At 49.1% G+C, this 19,286-nt stretch carries 13 protein-coding genes; all 13 read left to right on the forward strand.

Annotated elements, in window-relative coordinates:
• Positions 1 to 7 precede the first annotated feature (7 nt).
• The 13 genes from purD (at position 8) to clpB (ending at position 19,283) form a co-directional block, all read left to right on the forward strand.
• On the forward strand, positions 8 to 1,261 hold the full coding sequence (purD, locus tag KNO86_RS12515; protein WP_214696726.1) for a phosphoribosylamine--glycine ligase: 1,254 nt from the start codon (positions 8 to 10) through the stop codon (positions 1,259 to 1,261).
• A 90-nt stretch (positions 1,262 to 1,351) separates the two neighbouring features.
• Entirely contained in the window at positions 1,352 to 3,637 is a 2,286-nt protein-coding gene (locus KNO86_RS12520) for a bifunctional diguanylate cyclase/phosphodiesterase (protein ID WP_214696728.1), read from the forward strand.
• A 181-nt stretch (positions 3,638 to 3,818) separates the two neighbouring features.
• On the forward strand, positions 3,819 to 5,561 hold the full coding sequence (locus tag KNO86_RS12525; protein ID WP_214696730.1) for an adenine deaminase C-terminal domain-containing protein: 1,743 nt from the start codon (positions 3,819 to 3,821) through the stop codon (positions 5,559 to 5,561).
• Positions 5,562 to 5,628: 67 nt separating this feature from the next.
• Positions 5,629 to 5,934 (forward strand): YerC/YecD family TrpR-related protein, encoded by a 306-nt coding sequence (locus KNO86_RS12530; RefSeq protein ID WP_026826878.1) that lies wholly within the window; start codon positions 5,629 to 5,631, stop codon positions 5,932 to 5,934.
• A 35-nt stretch (positions 5,935 to 5,969) separates the two neighbouring features.
• Positions 5,970 to 7,352 (forward strand): TrkH family potassium uptake protein, encoded by a 1,383-nt coding sequence (locus KNO86_RS12535; RefSeq protein ID WP_214696732.1) that lies wholly within the window; start codon positions 5,970 to 5,972, stop codon positions 7,350 to 7,352.
• Between the two features lie 12 nt (positions 7,353 to 7,364).
• Positions 7,365 to 7,598 (forward strand): hypothetical protein, encoded by a 234-nt coding sequence (locus KNO86_RS12540; protein WP_214696733.1) that lies wholly within the window; start codon positions 7,365 to 7,367, stop codon positions 7,596 to 7,598.
• 88 nt (positions 7,599 to 7,686) lie between these two features.
• Complete coding sequence (pcrB, locus tag KNO86_RS12545; RefSeq protein ID WP_214696735.1) at positions 7,687 to 8,367, forward strand: heptaprenylglyceryl phosphate synthase; 681 nt, start codon at positions 7,687 to 7,689, stop codon at positions 8,365 to 8,367.
• Positions 8,368 to 8,405: 38 nt separating this feature from the next.
• Complete coding sequence (gene pcrA, locus KNO86_RS12550) at positions 8,406 to 10,622, forward strand: DNA helicase PcrA (RefSeq protein ID WP_214696737.1); 2,217 nt, start codon at positions 8,406 to 8,408, stop codon at positions 10,620 to 10,622.
• A gap of 9 nt (positions 10,623 to 10,631) precedes the next feature.
• Entirely contained in the window at positions 10,632 to 12,626 is a 1,995-nt protein-coding gene (ligA, locus tag KNO86_RS12555; RefSeq protein ID WP_214696739.1) for an NAD-dependent DNA ligase LigA, read from the forward strand.
• A gap of 254 nt (positions 12,627 to 12,880) precedes the next feature.
• Positions 12,881 to 14,356: an LPXTG cell wall anchor domain-containing protein gene (locus KNO86_RS12560; RefSeq protein ID WP_214696741.1), complete on the forward strand. Its 1,476-nt coding sequence runs from the start codon at positions 12,881 to 12,883 to the stop codon at positions 14,354 to 14,356.
• Between the two features lie 133 nt (positions 14,357 to 14,489).
• Positions 14,490 to 15,662: a CamS family sex pheromone protein gene (locus KNO86_RS12565; RefSeq protein ID WP_214696743.1), complete on the forward strand. Its 1,173-nt coding sequence runs from the start codon at positions 14,490 to 14,492 to the stop codon at positions 15,660 to 15,662.
• 140 nt (positions 15,663 to 15,802) lie between these two features.
• Positions 15,803 to 16,672 carry a DnaJ C-terminal domain-containing protein gene (locus KNO86_RS12570; RefSeq protein ID WP_214696751.1) on the forward strand — a complete coding sequence of 290 codons (870 nt, stop codon included), beginning with the start codon at positions 15,803 to 15,805 and terminating at the stop codon, positions 16,670 to 16,672.
• Between the two features lie 19 nt (positions 16,673 to 16,691).
• Positions 16,692 to 19,283 (forward strand): ATP-dependent chaperone ClpB, encoded by a 2,592-nt coding sequence (clpB, locus tag KNO86_RS12575; protein WP_214696753.1) that lies wholly within the window; start codon positions 16,692 to 16,694, stop codon positions 19,281 to 19,283.
• Positions 19,284 to 19,286 lie beyond the last annotated feature (3 nt).

The following is a 19,286-nucleotide window of genomic DNA, read 5'->3' on the forward strand; positions in this document are numbered from 1 at the left end:
TCGCGTCATGAACGTAATGGTCATCGGTCGAGGAGGACGCGAGCATGCGCTCGCATGGAAATTAAAACAAGACGGACATCACGTTTTCGTTGCACCAGGTAACGCCTTCATGGAAGGTATGACATGTGTATCGATCAATGAGACAGACGTCGAGGCACTTGTACAGTTCGCAGAAGAAACGAACATCGAATGGACGATTGTCGGACCGGAGTCTTCTTTGATGGCAGGGGTCGTCGATACGTTCCGTGCTAAAGGACTAAACATCTTTGGACCGACAAAAGCAGCGGCCTTGCTCGAGGGAAGCAAGGCGTTCGCAAAAGAGGTCATGATGGAGGCAGGGATTCCGACAGCAGCGTACGAAGCGTTCACTGACGCAGAATCGGCGCTCTCCTATATTCAGAAACTTAGAGCACCGCTCGTCGTTAAAGCCGACGGTCTTGCTGCTGGTAAAGGTGTCACGGTCGCGTTCACAGTGGAAGAGGCAGAAGCTGCGGTACGTGATATTTTCACTACGGATAAATTCGGTCAACAGTCACAGGTCGTCATCGAAGAGTTCCTTGAGGGGGAGGAGTTTTCACTCATGGCGTTCGTCTCGGGAGAGCGTGTCATTCCGATGATTACGTCTCAAGATCATAAACGTGCCTATGACGGTGACAAGGGACCGAACACAGGTGGTATGGGCGCCTACAGTCCGATGCCACACTTGTCAGAAGACGTGTATGACGAAGCGGTGAAGACGGTTCTCGAACCGCTCGCTCAAACGATGGTCAAACGAGGAACTCCGTTTGAAGGATTCTTATACGCCGGACTGATCTTGACATCGAGCGGACCAAAAGTGATTGAATTTAATGCTCGCTTTGGTGACCCGGAAACAGAAGTTATTTTGCCGAATTTGAAATCACCGCTCCTCGACGTGATTCAAACGGTCATCCGCAAAGAGCCATATTCGATTGAATGGGTCGACGGCTATTCAATGGGTGTCGTCATCGCAGCGAAAGGTTATCCGGACCGACCTGTCACCGGGCAAGTACTGTCTGGTTTTGATGCGCTCCCGCCGGACGTTCTCGTCTTCCATGCTGGAACTGCACAGCAAGACGGTCAAATCGTTGGAAGCGGTGGTCGCTTGCTCGTTGTCACCGCGACGAAACCGACGCTACTTGAAGCGAAGACAGCCGTTTATGAAGCCATCGCACAACTCGATTTGCCGGATACGTTCCACCGGACAGATATCGGGTCGCGAGCGTTCACACAGATTATTTGAAGGATGGGTCAACCCATCCTTTTTTTCATGCGAAAAAAAGGGAATCTCGATATCCTGTTCTACAATAATAAAGTAGCTTGAGGAAAGAGGGTGGTCGACCTGCGTGTTCAAACAAAACTATTCATTGCGATTGCCGTTAACATCGTACTCTTCATTGGCGTCATTCTATTTGTCATCAAACCGTATTTCGTAGAGAAGAGCATTGAACAGGACAAGGCGATGACCCACAATCAAATCGAGAGCGTGACAGAAGTGTTCGCCAATCATCGAAGCATGCTCGAGCGCATCCTTGTCGATTGGTCGGTCTGGACAAACGCCTACGATTTCGTTCAAAACAAAAATGAGTCGTTTATTGAAAACAATATGGGAAAAGAAACGCTCGACAATCTTGGGGTCGGGGCGATGATTTTCCTCAATGACAATCGAGAAGTCGTCTACTCCGAATTCAATCAATTTTATGAGTTGGACAGTAAGAATGAAATGAATGATTTCATAAATGAACTGGTGCGTTACGTCAACTCGTCTGGAGTCACACAAAGTGCGGTATACGGTACAGACTTCGGCCCCGTCGTGTTCATGAGCCATCCGATCGTAAAGAGTGATGGAACTGGGGAACCTGGGGGTACGCTTGTCCTCATTCAAAAAATTGGTCCAGACTTCATGGCGGCGATGAGCGTACAGGCAAAAACGAAACTTTCTATCAGTCCACTCTCGCATCAACGATTGACGATTGAGCAAGACAATCAGTTTGCCCGTGTCTCGTTACCACTGCAGTCGGTCTATCAAGATGCGAACTGGGAAGTCAATTTTTCGGTGAAGCGTACGTATTATTCAAACACACAGACGATGTTAGAAACGGGTATGCTTGGACTTCTCGTTCTCGGTCTCGGACTATTGTTGACCTTGTTTTGGACAGTGAATCAAATCGTCACGAAACGGTTAATGGACATCGTTAAAGAATTGAAGTGGATCACGAAAGAGCGAAACAGTCGCTTACGAATTCGTTTAAATCCACATCAGCAGGATGAAATCGAAGAGATGGCAGTCAGTATAAATGAAGTATTAGATGCGCTTGAACAGACACAGAAAGAATCATTGACGCGTGCCTTTCGAGATTCTCTGACACGTCTTCCGAACCGCTTGGCCGTTGAAGACATGTTCATGAACTTGCCGAACACGTCCTACTCGATCGGTGTGATGGGAATTGACCTCGACAACTTCCGACGAATCAACGACCAGTTCGGTCAACGGACGGGTGATGCGATGTTAACCTTCTTTGCGTCCCGATTGATGTTTTACAAAGAGGATGGTTTTGTTGCCCGAATCGGAGCTGATGAATTCATCATGATTCACCCTGGATGGGCGACCGAAGAGTTAGTGATCGTTGCGAATCAATTGGTGAAAGATTTAAGAGAGTGGGGCTTAAAGCAAGGCATGAATCATCTGACGTTAAGTATCGGAATTGATGAGTTGGAACCTTCCCATCATTCCTATGAGGTCATGATGGCACGTCTCGATGTCGTCTTACACGAAGTTAAAGCATCAGGGAAGGACAAGATCCTCTCTTATCAGGACATCGAAGACGGGAGCCATTACTTGCAGGCGCTCGAGATGGAAAGAGATTTGCGATATGCGCTGCGTCACGACGAATTCGAATTGTATTATCAACCAATCGTCTCACCAAAACCGTTTCAAGTGAGAGGAGTAGAAGCGTTAATTCGTTGGCATCATCCTCAAAAAGGATTCGTCTCCCCAGGTGTCTTCATTCCTGTTGCCGAACAACTTGGGCTCATTTCGGATGTGGGAAGATGGGTACTTGTAAAAGCCATCACGGAGATTCAAGACTATGCGGAACGCTTTGATTTATTTTTGTCTGTCAATGTGTCGAAACGCCAGATTTTAGATGGGTCATTTTTAGAGGCACTAGAAGAAACGCTCACCAAAACGAGCTTCCCACCTCATCGATTGCATGTAGAAATCACAGAAAGCGAGGTCGGTGGGAATGTATATGAACTCCAACAGTTCATTCAAGCGTTGAAGACGATCGGTGTCAAAATATCACTCGATGATTTTGGCGTCGGCACGTCATCGCTATCTTACCTTCAATCGCTACGTCTTGATATCATTAAAATTGACCAGAATTTCGTCAAGGGGATTCCCGAGAACAAATTTGATCGAGCGTTATTAGAAGGATTGTATCAAACGTTCCACACACTCGGCCTCGATATCGTCACGGAAGGGGTCGAACGACCGGAACAACTGGCTTTCGTATTAGAATATAGTGGTTCACTCATCCAGGGATATCATTACAGTAAACCGATTCCGGTGGAACAGCTGCATCACTATTTACGCAAAACGGTCATGACTCAAATTTGATGTAGGCGACTCTTCATGCGGAGAGCCGCCTTTTTTGTGAAAAATATATGTGAAATTTGTTACAATAGGGAACATAACTTGCGACCCTTTCAGAGAAAAGGTAAACTTGAAACAGGGGAAGAAAACGCTTTCAAAACTATTTCTTAATAGCATTGAAAGGGAAAAGGGAGGATTGGGTTCGATGCCAACAAAAAGAACGGCGCGGGCACCGTGGTCGAAAGTGATGATTCGCTCGCAACTTGAAGTCGTAGATCGAGTACGACCACCTTCGCTCGTTTTACAGAACGCGACGTATTTGAACGTATATGTGAAACAATGGAAAACAGCGAACATTTGGATTGAGGGAGACCGAATTGTCTATGTCGGTCCAGATCTACCAGAATCGGCGGTCGAAACGGTTGATGTGTCAGGGAAATATATTGTGCCTGGTTATATCGAACCACACGCTCACCCATTTCAATTGTACAATCCGGCGACGTTGTCTAAGTATGCAGGAGAGCGCGGAACGACGACGCTCGTCAATGACAACATGCTCCTTTTTTTACAAGAAAAAGGGCAAGCGTTTGCGCAGCTTGAAGCGATTCAACAGTTGCCGACGAGCACGTATTGGTGGGCACGACTCGACACGCAGACCGAGCTCGACCGAGAGAGTGTTGCCGTCGATTCAGAACGAATTCATGAATGGTTCAATCATCCGGACGTCGTGATGGCGGGTGAACTGACGGCATGGCCGCGCGCCTTGAAGGGCGATGATGAGATGCTCCAGTGGATGCTTGACGCAGAGACGTGCGGTCTACCGGTCGAAGGGCACTTTCCAGGTGCCTCACCAAAGACATTGACTAAAATGGCGTTGATGGGTGTACACAGCGACCATGAGGCGATGACAGCGGAAGAGGCGCTCAACCGACTCGAATTAGGCTACACGACGACGCTTCGTCATTCCTCGATTCGACCAGACTTACCAGGGATGATTCGTGATCTGCTTGCGAACGGATTAACCGCGTTCGATCATCTCATGGTGACAACGGACGGTTCGACTCCCGGCTTTTATGAAGACGGGATGCAGGACGCTCTCGTTCGCATCTTAATAGAAGAAGGGTTACCGGCAATCGAAGCGTATCGCATTGTGTCGCACAACGTGGCGCGTCATTTCGATCTCGATCATATTCTCGGTTCGATTGCACCAGGACGCATCGCACACTTGAATATTCTTGACTCAATCGAAGAACCTCGCCCGTCGGCTGTCATCGCGAAAGGACAATGGATTTACCGAGATGGTGTGTCCTTGTTCCCGAACGAATTGGTGGAAGCGGTACTCGATAAGATGCCGTCGACTGACGTCTCGATTGAATTGACACCACAAGACTTGTCATTTAGCATGCCCGTCGGTCTCGACATGGTCAACTCGGTCATCATGAAACTGTTTAAAATCAAGCACGATACAGGGCAGGACGAATTGCCACGCGATGAGGACGAGTCGTTTTTGATGTTGCTTGATAAGGAAGGAAAATGGCGACTAAACACGGTGCTGAAAGGATTTGCGAAAGACTTTGGCGGTCTCGTTAGTTCGTATTCGATCAGTGGGGACTATTTGATTTTAGGAAAATGTAAACAGGATATGCTACTGGCATTCGAGCGGATGAATGAACTCGGGGGAGGCATCGTCCTTGTCGACAGAGGAGAAATCGTTGCCGAAATCCCATTACCGCTCTGTGGCATGACGTCGACAGAGCCGCTTGAGACGCTCATCGGTCAAGAGAAACAACTGCGTGATGAGCTTGTGGCACGAGGATATCAGTTCGAGGATCCGATTTACACGTTACTGTTTTTAGCATCCACACACTTGCCGTATGTTCGGGCGACTCCACTCGGCATTTATGAAGTCATGAAAAAACAAGTACTATTTCCTGCGATTTTGCGATGAATAGTTGAGTCCGAGCCGCCCCTGCTTTAGAATGATAAAGAAGTATGAGTAGAGAGGATGCTTGCGGATGCAACTCGATAAATTACGAGGTCGAGAGCTTGATCAATTGTTTGAGGCAATTTTGAAGCTCGATACGCTCGAAGACTGTTATCAATTATTCGAAGATTTAGCGACTGTTAATGAAATTCAAGCACTTGCACAACGACTAGAAGTGGCACGTCAAATACGTGAAGGCAATACGTATCACAAAATTGAGGACGCAACGGGTGCCTCAACGGCTACGATTTCTCGTGTGAAACGTTGCTTGAACTATGGGACAGGCGGATATGATCTCGCTCTTGAACGTCTACAACAAACAAAAGGTGACTCGTAAGAGTCATCTTGTTTTTGATGGAGGGGAGGGGCGAGATGCAACAAAAATTCATGAAGCGGAACTTACAATTGTTCTTTCGAAATTTAACACCAGTCCAAACACTCGTGTTGATTTATAGCGCGGCAGCCGTTTTATCCGTGTTGCTCCTCGCCTTACCGATTGCCCACAAACCAGGTGTGACGATTACATTTACGGACCTCGTCTTCTTTGCGGTGAGCTGTGTCAGTGTTACCGGCCTTACACCGATCGTGGTCACCGATACATTTTCAACGTTTGGTTTGTTTATCATCTTGTTCATCGTTCAGGTGAGCGGTGTCGGGTTGATCAGTTTGCATGTAATCATGTGGATTTTGCTTGGGAAACGGATTGGATTTCGGGAACGACAACTGATTTTACGTGACCAAAACCAGACATCGATGTCGGGTATTGTCAAATACATCACGGAAATCGTCATCACCGTGATCGCCATCGAGGCGGTTGGTGCCGTCTTGCTCGGTGTCCATTACTTAAATTATTTTGATACCGCCGGAGAAGCCTTCTTACAAGGCTTGTTCGGGTCGGTCAGTGCGACGACGAACGCCGGTTTTGATATTACCGGAAGCTCGCTCGCGCCATTCCGAGAAGATCCATTTGTCATCTTCACGCAAATCGCGCTCATGACCGGTGGTGCCATCGGATTCCCGGTTCTTGTGGAGATTCGGACTTACTTGGTGAGTCGTATTACACGGAAACGTCACACGTTCCCAAGTCGATTCTCTTTGTTCACGAAGTTGACAGTCTCGACATTCTTTATTTTGATTGCTGTCGGAACAGTCGGTTTATTCATTTTTGAGTACAACAATGCCTTCAAAGATTTGCCGCTCTGGCTGTCTCTTTCGGACTCGCTATTCCAGTCCGTGACGACACGTAACGGTGGATTATCGACAGTCGATGTCAACTTGTTCTCGGAAGCGAGCATGTTGCTCTTATCGATCCTCATGTTCATCGGGGCCTCTCCATCGTCTGTCGGTGGGGGGATTCGGACGACGACGTTTGCCGTCGCCGTTCTTGGTGTCGTCGCGTTCATCCGCGGAGACTCATCGATCAAGATTTTCGGGCGTGAGATTGTTCTCGAGGATATTTGGAAAGCGTTCGTCATCATTACGGTGTCGCTTGCCGTCTTATTATCTGGGGTCATGGTCATGGCTTACTTCGAAGATGCCTCATTGACACGAATCTTATTTGAGGCTTGTTCCGCGTTCGGGACGACCGGACTATCTGTCGGTCTATCTTCCGAATTCAGTAACGTCGGAAAATGGGTGCTGACGATTCTCATGTTCATCGGTCGAATCGGAGTCATCGCCTTCATTCTCATCTTGCAACGGAGACAACCGAAGCGGATGTATAACTATCCGAAAGAATCAATCATCTTAGGATAAGGAGATTGTCATATGAAAGCCTTTTGGATTAATTTTGGATACGTCTTTATCGTTCCTGTCTTGCCGTTCATCGCGGTCGTCAATGGGACAGCGCTCTGTTCGCCAGACTCGCCATTACTTGATATTCCAGTGCTCGGATTCTTTTTAGCGAATCCGCTCTGGTTTGTCCCAGTATATGCGCTATTCGCATTGCTTGTTGCGAAATGGTTGACGGAACGGGAACGGAATCGTACGGCACGTTCGTGACTTGCTTCGGCAAGTCTTTTTTATTGGAGAGATGCACGTCACGTAAAAAATCGATACACTAGAGAAGGATTCGATGGGAGGGGAAGAATTGAAATTTCAGTCATGGCGGCACGTATTTAAACTAGATCCGAATAAATATCTCGACGAGGATTCGCTCCAGGCGCTTATCCACTCCGGCACTGATGCCTTTCTGATAGGCGGGACGGACGGTGTTGATGCAGAAAATACATTTGCGCTTTTCGCGAGAGTCCGAGATGCCGGGTTACCGGTCGCACTTGAAATCAGTCAACCGAGCCAGGTCATCGATGGATTCGATCACTATTTTGTACCGACCGTGCTGAACGCCGGAACGCCGGAATGGATTGTGGGACATCATGCACGCGCATTCGAGCGTTACGGACACTTCTTTGATTCCCGTCATATCACGGCACAAGGCTACCTCGTCTTAAATCCAGACGCAAAAGTGGCGCACGTGACGGAGTCAACATGCGACTTATCGTTAGAACAAGCCGTGGCGTATGCCGAGGTCGGGCATCATTTGTTCCGTCTCCCTTCCCTCTATATTGAATATAGTGGACGACTTGGCAATGTCGACGTCGTGAAAGAAATTCGATTGGCGCTACCGGACGCACACCTCTTTTATGGTGGTGGCATCGATGGGGCAGAGTCGGCTCGGTTGATGGGAGTGTACGCCGATACGATTGTCGTTGGCAATATCATTTATGAAGACTTAGCAGGGGCACTTGCGACTGTGCAAGCACTCCGATAAAATAAGAACAAACGTTTGGAATAAGGAAGGAAACGATTATGTATAATCTTAGCGAAGAATTAGTCAAAGGTATGAACCCGGAACAAGCAGAAGCGGTCAAACATACGGATGGTCCTTTGTTGATCATGGCGGGTGCGGGGTCTGGTAAAACGCGTGTCTTGACGCACCGCGTTGCCTATTTGATGGCGGCGAAGCAAGTGGCACCGTGGAACATTTTAGCGATCACATTCACGAATAAGGCGGCACGGGAGATGAAAGACCGGATTGCACACCTCGTCGGTGGGGTCGCCGAAGACATTTGGATTTCCACGTTCCACTCGATGTGTGTCCGTATTTTACGACGCGATATCGATCGTATCCGATACGACCGGAGCTTTTCGATTTTAGATGCCTCGGACCAATTGACGGCCATCAAACAAGTGTTGAAAGAGTTGAATCTCGACCCGAAAAAGTATGAACCGCGTACACTTCTCGGGATGATTTCGAACCATAAGAACGAATTGCGAACGGCAAAGGACGCAGCAGCTCTTGTCGGCAACAATCCATATGAACGAATCATCTCTGACGTCTACACGGCATACGAGAAAAAATTGAAACAAAATAACGTGCTCGACTTCGATGATTTGATCATGAAGACGATTCACTTATTCCAAGAAGCGCCGGACGTGTTGGCGTTTTATCAAAAGAAATTCAAATACATTCACGTTGATGAGTATCAAGATACGAACCGTGCCCAGTACACGCTCGTCAAACTTCTGGCGCAGGCGCATGAAAACCTATGTGTCGTCGGGGACTCGGATCAGTCGATTTATCGTTGGCGCGGTGCCGATATCGCCAACATCTTGACGTTCGAGAAAGACTACCCGAGCGCCCATGTCATCTTGCTCGAACAAAACTATCGCTCGACGAAGCGGATTTTAGAAGCGGCGAACGGCGTGATCAAAAACAACGCTTCCCGTAAAGATAAAAACTTATGGACTGAAAATGCTGAAGGAGAGAAGCTGTTGCTTCACGTCGCATCCGATGACCGTGACGAGGCATTCTTCATCATGAACCAGATGAAGGAACTGAAGATGGAAGGGATGGACTACGGTCAAATGGCGGTCCTGTACCGGACGAACGCCCAGTCACGTGGTCTCGAGGAAATGCTCCTCAAATCGAACATCCCGTATAAGATGGTCGGCGGGACAAAGTTCTATGAGCGAAAAGAAATCAAGGACGTCTTGGCATACTTGCGCTTGATCGCGAACCCAGACGAGGACATCTCATTCGTTCGTGTCGTCAATGAGCCGAAGCGAGGCATCGGTGCCGCGACGATTGATAAATTAGGCGACTTTGCGGATATGCAGGGCGTCTCGCTCATGGATGCGATTCGTGACATCGAACTGTCGGGGATTGCTCCACGTACGGCGACGAAACTTGCAGATTTCCGTCAGATGATGATGGACCTGCGACAAATGGCAGACTATCTCTCGATTTCAGAACTCGTCGAAGAAGTATTGAAGAAGACAGGGTATGAGGAAATGCTCAAAATCGAGAAAACACTCGAAGCAGAAAGTCGACTCGAGAACTTGCAAGAATTCCTGTCGGTCGCCCAAAACTTTGAGAAAGAAAGTGATGAACAGACACTCGTCGCTTTCCTTACTGATTTGACGCTCGTATCTGATCTAGATTCGCTTGATGAAGTCGACGAGTCGCATCAAGTCACATTGATGACGTTGCACTCGGCCAAAGGTCTCGAATTCCCGGTCGTCTTCTTGATTGGAATGGAAGAAGGTCTCTTCCCGCATAGCCGAGCGTTGAACGATGAGGAAGAGATGGAAGAAGAACGTCGTCTCGCATACGTCGGGATCACACGTGCCGAGAAGCGTCTGTATTTGACGCGTGCCCAGTCACGGATGTTGTACGGTCGTTTCCAAAACAATCCGGAATCAAGGTTCTTGCACGAATTACCGGAAACATTGTTGGAGCGGTCCGGAAAAGCGAGAAAGCCGATGCCATGGAACCCTGTCGAGTCACCAGGGAAGTTGCCGGTGAACGGCTTCAGTTCAAAACCGAAACCGAAACTTGCGCAATCATCTGGTGCCGAAACAGTCGGCTGGAACGTCGGCGATAAAGCGAATCATAAAAAATGGGGACAAGGCACGGTGGTGCAAACGCGTGGAGAAGGCGACCAACTCGAAGTGGATATCGCATTCCCGGAAGTCGGGATCAAGCGTTTATTGGCCAAGTTTGCCCCAATCGAAAAAGAATGAGGTGAAGAGATGGAGATGGCAGAACGTGTAGAAGAACTACGCAAAACGTTAAATCAATATGGATATGAATATTATGTGCTTGACCGTCCGAGTGTACCGGACTCAGAGTACGACCGTTTGATGAACGAGTTGATTCAAATCGAAACAGAATATCCAGAACTTCGGACTCCGGACTCTCCAACGCAACGTGTTGGAGGAGCCCCACTTGACGCGTTCGTCAAAGTGACCCATGACACACCGATGCTTTCGCTAGGTAATGTCTTCTCGAAAGAAGAACTGGTAGAATGGGTGGAACGGATCGAGAAAGACCTGGGCTACACACCTACATTTGTGGCTGAACTCAAATTTGATGGGCTTGCCGTCTCTTTGAAATATGAGGACGGTCGTCTCGTACGTGGTGCGACACGTGGAGACGGTACGACGGGTGAAGACATCACCCAAAACTTGAAAACGATTCGTGCCATCCCCCTTCGTCTACAGGAGGACGTGACGTTTGAAGTACGGGGCGAGGCATATATGCCGAAGCGTTCATTCGAACAGCTGAATGACGAACGGGAGCGAGTCGGTGAACCATTGTTCGCCAACCCGAGAAACGCAGCGGCCGGGTCACTTCGACAGCTCGACTCCAAAATTGCCGCATCGAGAAACTTGGCATTTTTTGCTTACGGTTTAGTGTCGCAAGACGATCTCGTCGCCTCACACGATGAGTCACTCGATTATTTGAAGCGACTCGGCGTCGCTGTAAGTGGAGACTATACGACGTGCAAGACGGCAGATGAACTATGGGACTACATCGAAACATACGTGACGAAGCGCAGCGAACTCCCGTATGAAATCGATGGGATTGTCATCAAAGTGGCAGGGTACGAAGAACAAGAACAACTCGGCTTTACAGCGAAAAGTCCGCGCTGGGCTGTCGCGTATAAGTTCCCGGCAGAAGAAGTCGTGACGACAATCGAGGACGTCGACTTTAGTGTCGGTCGCACCGGAAAAGTCACACCGCGGGCGCGATTTGCCCCAGTTTCTGTGGCGGGGTCTACGGTGACGTATGCGACGCTTCACAATGAAGATTTTATAAAAGAAAAAGACCTTCATATCGGTGACCGCGTCGTGATCAAAAAAGCAGGGGATGTCATCCCAGCGGTCGTCTCGGCGCTCGCGAGTGAACGCAGCGGGGAAGAACGGGCAATCGAGTTCCCGACCCACTGCCCAGCGTGCGGTTCTGAATTGATTCGATTAGAAGGCGAGGCCGATCATCGCTGTGTCAACCCAGAGTGTCCGGCCCAATTGCTCGAAGGACTGATTCATTTCGTCTCACGGCAAGCGATGAACATTGACGGACTTGGTGAGAAGGTGATCACGCAACTCCATGAAGCGGGACTCGTCCATAACGTGGCCGACTTGTATCGCCTGAACCGAGACGATTTACTTGGACTCGAACGTATGGGCGAGACGTCGGTGACAAACTTGCTTTCGGCGATTGAACAGTCGAAGCAAAATTCGCTCGAACGCGTGCTATTCGCCCTAGGGATCCGCCTTGTCGGGCAAAAGGCCGCCTCCTTGATTGCGGAGCGTTTTGAGACGATGGAAGCCATCATCGAGGCGACGGTGGAAGAGTTGACGTCGATTGATGGCATCGGAACGAAGATGGCCGAGTCGATCGTCCTTTACTTCGAAAAACCGGAAGCACGTGAACTCGTCAAAGAACTTTCGGAATCGGGAGTAAATCTTTCCTTCAAAGGAACGAAACGACCAACGACGGAAGGGGCACCGCTCTCTGGTAAAACGGTCGTATTGACTGGGAAATTACATGAGATGTCCCGCGGTGAGGCCGGGAAACAACTTGAACTCCTTGGTGCAAGTGTGACGGGGAGTGTAAGTAAAAACACAGACTTACTTGTGGCCGGTGAAAAGGCTGGTTCGAAACTGACGAAAGCCGAATCGTTAGGCATCGAAGTATGGGATGAGGCGAAGCTTCTCGATTTTTTAAGTGAACATGCATAAGACGTTTCGCTACGGCGAACGTCTTTTTTTGTCGTGTCGTATTGTAATAAATTATGAGATTGAACAGGTTCGCACAAGCGTTCGAAGGGTATAGAGTAACTAAATCAAAATGCTAATATATTTTTGCGGGAGAACCCTTTGACACCATGACTTTCATACACACATCCCTCTCATTCCTCTACGTGGTGAAATTCGTCATCGGGCCGACATCGATGCGTACGCTTATTGCTCACCTTAGAGGAGGGATCGACATCATGATACACAACATCCAACGCTTCCTTGCGCTATTCACCATCCTCATGCTCCTATCCACACTGATGCCCACCAATCTCGCACATGCAGATACGACCACGTTCCGATATATTCAACTGAACCTGACGGACGAAGAAGTCGAAACACTATATGAAGCAAGTCTCGTTTACGAAGACATCACATATTATGGGGTACGTGAATCTGCTGACATTTGGCGCTTTATGATTGATGCAGAAACGGTCGATGACTCATTAATTGACTTGGTCACCCTTTACAATGCTGAAGGTGTTCCGTACACGTTTATCCCGAATACCATCACGGAAGCGTATCCTGTAGAAGTGGAGGAACCACCTGTTGTGACTGAACCAGATGAACCAGAAGAGGTAACACCCCCAGTGGAAACAGAACCAGAGCCGGTCGTGGAAGAACCGATGACTGAACCGATGTTGCCGGTGCTCGCTTTAGAAGCACAGAACATCGCCGGGGTCGACAAGGCCGTTGTCGGAGGAGAAATATCGTATACGTTCATTGTAGAGAATACAGGAGACACGCCGATGACGGTGACAGAACTTTCTCATAAGTATGTGAGCGGAGACATCGATCATCAATCAATCGAATCGTTCAATCAACGCGTATTTGATCGTTTGCATGAATTAATAGGAGAAGACGGTCTCTTGCCGGGAGAACGGGTGGAAGTGACAGCAATCTTGTCCGTTCCGTCTGATTATTCAATCCACACACACCCTGAGATCGGCAGTCTGTTTCGTGTGACGGGAGTGGACGAATATGACCGTGTCGTCACAGCAGAAAGTCAACAAATCGTGCTCTTGCAACAACCTGATTTTACAGTGTCAGGAATGAGCGAGTTGACGACCGTTCAGCCTGGGGAACCTGTCCGATACACATATACAGTGACGAACACCTCTAACGTCACCTTGTTCTTGTCTGATGTGACACTCACATGGCCGAGCGGCGCCTTGACATATGAGGAACAACAGATGGCAAATGAACGATTCATGAAGCAGGTTCAATCGATTCCTGCATTCATCAACGGATTTGGACCGGAAGAAGTCGTCACGTTTTCATTTGAACTCCCGCTTCTCCCGTCCTATGACGTCCGAGCTGGAGCGGAATTGGTTCAACAGGCAACATTTACGCTCTATGTGAACGAAGGGGTGACCGTCACTCGCTCTGTCGATGTGCCGGTTGCAGTAAAACAACCTGTTCCAATCAAAGAGGACGAACCGAAACAAGTTCCTGAGAAAGAAGCGAAAATCGAAACACCAGTCGTGAAGGTTGTCGTGAAAGAGCGAGAGACTCCCCCGGTGCAACTCGAAGATGAAGTTGACACGTATTCGCAAGATGTGCTCCCGATGACAGGAGAGACGAACGAAACGTGGCATGCGATGCTTGGACTCCTCTTGTTTGCATCTGGACTCCTCTTGATGATTCGTCGGAAGCACCCATCCACCAAATAACGATTGTGTATCCCTCCTTGTCTAATTCAGGAGGGATTTCTTCTGATTCCGCTTCGATACTTTTTTCGTGGAACGATTTTGTTATAATGAACAAAGTGAAATAGGAAACGATGTTCAAAGGAGCTAGACATAGATGAAATGGAAACAACTCGTCATCCCGACAATGGCCTCTGCGCTTTTGTTAAGCGGATGTTCAATGAAAATCCCGATGGGTGAAGAAGAAGCGACACCGACCGGCGAAGAAACAGCGGCAGAAGGTGTCACGCAAACGATCGAAGCACGTGACTCTTATTATCAAATGGTCATTCCGTTCAAAGCGGCAGCGGCGCGAGGACTTGCCCAGCGCCAAGTGAGCTCGTCGTTAGAGCTTGAAGAGGTCGAACTCGGTCTCATGCGCCACTCGACAGACGCGTTTGACCCAGACAAATTCGCCTATCAGGAAGGACAGCTTCTGAATGCGGAAGATGTCTCTACTTTACTTGGACGTAAAGGTGGTAGTGACGAAGGATTAACGCCATTAAACCCGGCGTATGCGGACGGGAAGGCAGAAGTTGAGGACGACAAGTTTGTCGATGCGAACAAGAAGTCACCTCTTTATTTGGCGTCAATCGTAGAACAGAACTATATGACGAAAGCGGATAGCGGATATCAGCTTGGCGGTGTGTCGTTCGCACTCATTTTGAATCGTGAGTATGTCTTCCAGGCACCGAACTACGGACCGACCTACACGGTGAAACTCGACCAGAAGAAAGTAATCGCAGAAGGTGAACGAATGGCGAACGAACTTGTCGCCCAGTTACGGAAGCGAGAAGATTTTAAGGATTTGGATATAAACGTCGCACTCTATATGAAGTCGACCCAAGGTTCACCGACTCCGGGGAACTATATCAAATCAGCCTTTGTCGGAACGGATGATCAGGTCGCAACCGGTGACTGGAAAGCCATCGATGAGAAGTACTACTACTTCCCATCTGCGACAGCAACGAACGATGTCCGTGAGGACGCTCAGAAATTCACGCTGTTCAGTGACCGAATTGCCGACCTCTTCCCAGACTATAGCGGGATGATCGGAAAAGGCTTTTATCAAAACGGTGACTTGTCACGACTGGAAATCGATATCCCGATCCAATTCTATAGTCGCGCCGAGCTCGTCGGATTCACACAACACGTCGTCGGCTTGCTCGAAAACCGCTGGGAATATAGCCGGAACGTGCCGGTTCGTATCAACGTGACGTCACTTGGCGGAGACCCTGAAGTGACGATTGTGTTTGAGGACGGCATGGATAGCCCGAAAGTATACTTCTAATCGAGAAGAGGTTCGTTTTTTGAAACGAATCTCTTCTTTTTTTCGTATGAAAAGTAAAAGGATTATCTTTGACCTTATTTGACCAATTGAGTAGAATAGAGTTAACAGAAACGGGAAAGGGATAGGTGAGGTGAATCCATATGGCTAAAAACTATTACGACGAGCTCGGTGTCTCAAAAGGAGCAACCGAACAAGAGATTAAACGTGCATACCGGAAATTGGCGAAACAGTACCATCCGGACGTCAATAAAGACCCTGGCGCACAAGAACGATTCAAGTCGGTCCAGGAAGCGTTCGACGTATTGAGCGACCCAGAGAAAAAGGCGAATTATGATCGATACGGTAGCCCGGATGGACCGTCGTTCGGACAAGGATTCGGTGGCGGTGGAGAGACTTACGGGGAAGGCTCGTCACAATTCGAAGATCTATTCCGACAATTCGGAGGCGGGTCGCGTACGACCTCGCGGACTTTCGGATTTGAAGATATGTTCGGAAGTTTCTTTGACCAAGCAGTTGAAGAAGACTTGGATGAGACCGTACGTGTCAACATCCCGCTCAGTCAATTGACGAAAGAGTCAAAAGTGAGCCTTCGACTTCAGACTGGCACGGTGAACGTCAAGATTCCACAAGGTGCCTATGAAGGTCAAAAGTTGCGGTTAAAAGGAAAAGGAAGTCGCGTCGGACAATCGGGGAACCGAGGAGATGTATACGTCGAGCTTCACTTTGCGGATGACGATACGTATCGTCGTGAAGGAGAGCATATCGTGACAGTGAAACGATTGCGTCCGCTCGACTTTTTGGACGGAGCGAGCGTCATCATTGCCACGCTCGACGGAGGACGCGTGAAGTTGAAAGTGAAACCGGGAAGCCGTCCGGGACAACGGATGCGGATTCCGGGTCGCGGTGTCATGACCGGCTCGAAGGTGCGGTCGGACTTATTCGTCCAACTCGAGGTCGACCTGCCACTTGATGAGACGTACCGTTCTGTTTATGAGCAAATCGAACGTTAATGGATAAGGAGGAATCGTGATGGACTTTAATCGTTTTACAGATAAAGCACATGAATGCATTGTCAGTTCACAGGCGTTAGCGAAACAATATCATCATAGTGAAATCAATGAGTGGCACGTCTTGGCGTCCATGATTTCACAGACGGATGGGATCGCACCGTTGCTGTTTCAAAAAATGGAAATCAACGTGTCTGAGATTGAAGGCGAAGTCGCGCTTTCTTTAAGAAATGCACCAAAACTTCAAAACCCGACGACACCGATGATTTCGGCTTCTTTGCTGAACGTTCTAACGACTGCGGAGCGGGAAGCGACAGGGATGAATGATGAATACGTATCGGTCGAACATATTTTACTCGGCATCTTGTTGAACAGTAGTCAAGCACAGGTGATGCTTGAGCGAAAAGGGGTAACAGAAGACCGACTCCGTGAGGCGCTCGTCGCCGTACGAGGTAATCGTCGGATCACGTCGAAGTCGCCTGAAGCGACGTATGACGTCTTGACGAAATACGGACGAGACCTCATTCAAGAAGTGAAGACTGGGAAAATCGATCCGGTCATCGGACGCGATAGCGAGATTCGTCGTGTCATTCGGATTTTGAGTCGGAAAACGAAAAACAACCCGGTCCTCATCGGGGAACCGGGTGTCGGGAAGACGGCAATCGTCGAGGGACTCGCTCAGCGAATCGTCCGCGGTGACGTACCGGAGAGCTTGAAAGACAAAACGATTTTCAGTCTCGATATGAGCTCGCTTGTCGCCGGTGCGAAATACCGTGGTGAGTTTGAAGAACGTCTTCAAGCTGTCTTATCTGAAGTGAAAGAGGCGGAAGGTACAATCATCCTCTTCATCGATGAATTGCATACAATTGTCGGGGCAGGAAAATCGGAAGGTTCGATGGATGCCGGGAACATGTTAAAGCCGATGCTCGCCCGAGGCGAACTGCACTGTATTGGTGCGACAACGCTGGATGAGTATCGCCAATATATCGAAAAAGATCCTGCTCTTGAGCGACGTTTCCAACAAGTGCTCGTCGCTGAACCGGACGTTGAGGATACGGTCTCAATCTTGCGTGGCTTAAAAGAACGCTTCGAGATTCACCACGGGGTACGCATCCACGATAACGCCCTCGTCGCAGCGGCTGTCTTGTCAAATCGTTATATCACAGACCGCTTCATGCCGGACAAGGCGATTGACCTCGTCGACGAGTCGTGTGCGATGATTCGGACAGAGATGGAATCGATGCCGGCTGAACTCGATGAGTTGGTTCGTCGGGTCATGCAACTTGAAATCGAAGAGGCGGCGCTTAAAAAAGAGAGCGATGCAGCTTCCATGAAACGACTCGAAGCACTCCAACAAGAATTGGCATCGCTCCGTGAACAGTCTGACTCGTTACGTCTCCGCTGGGAGAATGAGAAAGAGTCGACGCACCGCGTTCAGCAAATCCGTGGAGACCTCGAAAAGGTACGCCTCGAGTTACAAGAAGCAGAAAGTCGTTATGACCTGAACCGGGCCTCAGAGTTGAAATATGGACGAATCCCAGAGCTCGAGCGCGAACTAGAAGAAGCGGAACAGTTGGCGAGTTCAGTGACACGCGAACTCGTGCGGGAAGAAGTGACGGAAGAAGAAATCGCTGAGGTCGTCTCAAAATGGACCGGCATCCCGGTGACGAAACTGACAGAAGGAGAACGGGATAAACTGCTCAACTTAGAAGCGGTTTTACACAAGCGTGTCTTCGGTCAAGATGACGCGATTCGTTTAGTCAGTGACGCGGTCATTCGTGCTCGCGCCGGAATCAAAGATCCGAACCGTCCAATCGGTTCCTTCCTCTTCCTTGGGCCGACTGGGGTCGGGAAGACGGAACTCGGGAAGGCGCTCGCAGAAGCGATGTTTGATTCGGAAGACCATATCGTTCGACTCGATATGAGTGAATATATGGAGAAGCATGCCGTATCACGACTGGTCGGTGCACCTCCTGGCTATATCGGGTATGAGGAAGGCGGACAGTTGACGGAAGCGGTTCGCCGTAACCCGTACTCGGTTCTTTTACTCGATGAGGTCGAGAAGGCACATCCGGACGTCTTCAACATCTTGTTGCAACTGCTCGATGATGGTCGATTGACCGATTCGCACGGTCGCATCGTCGATTTTAAAAATACAATCGTCATCATGACGTCGAACATTGGGGCAGACATTTTGCTCGAGGCAGCGAGAGACGGTGTGATTGATGAAGACGAGGAGCGCCAAGTACTTGAGAAGCTCCGCCGCCATTTCCGTCCTGAATTCTTGAACCGGGTCGATGAAACGATTCTGTTCCATCCGCTCACGAAGGATCAAATCGGTCAAATCGTCGAGAAGGCGGTCGGACGAATGAGTGAACGACTCACGACGCGCTCGATTCATATCGAGATCACAGACGCAGCGAAAACGTTCGTCGCCGACGAGGCGTACGAACCTCAATTCGGTGCCCGGCCAATCAACCGTTACGTGCAACGAACGATCGAGACGAAACTTGCCCGAAGCATCTTAGCTGGGGATGTCGAAGATGGTCAAACGGTCGTCATCGATGTCGAGAACGGGGAATTGACGTTACGTCCATCGACGGTCAATGCATAAGGA

The sequence above is a fragment of the Exiguobacterium sp. s160 genome (assembly GCF_018617575.1).
GTDB lineage: Bacteria > Bacillota > Bacilli > Exiguobacteriales > Exiguobacteriaceae > Exiguobacterium > Exiguobacterium aestuarii_A.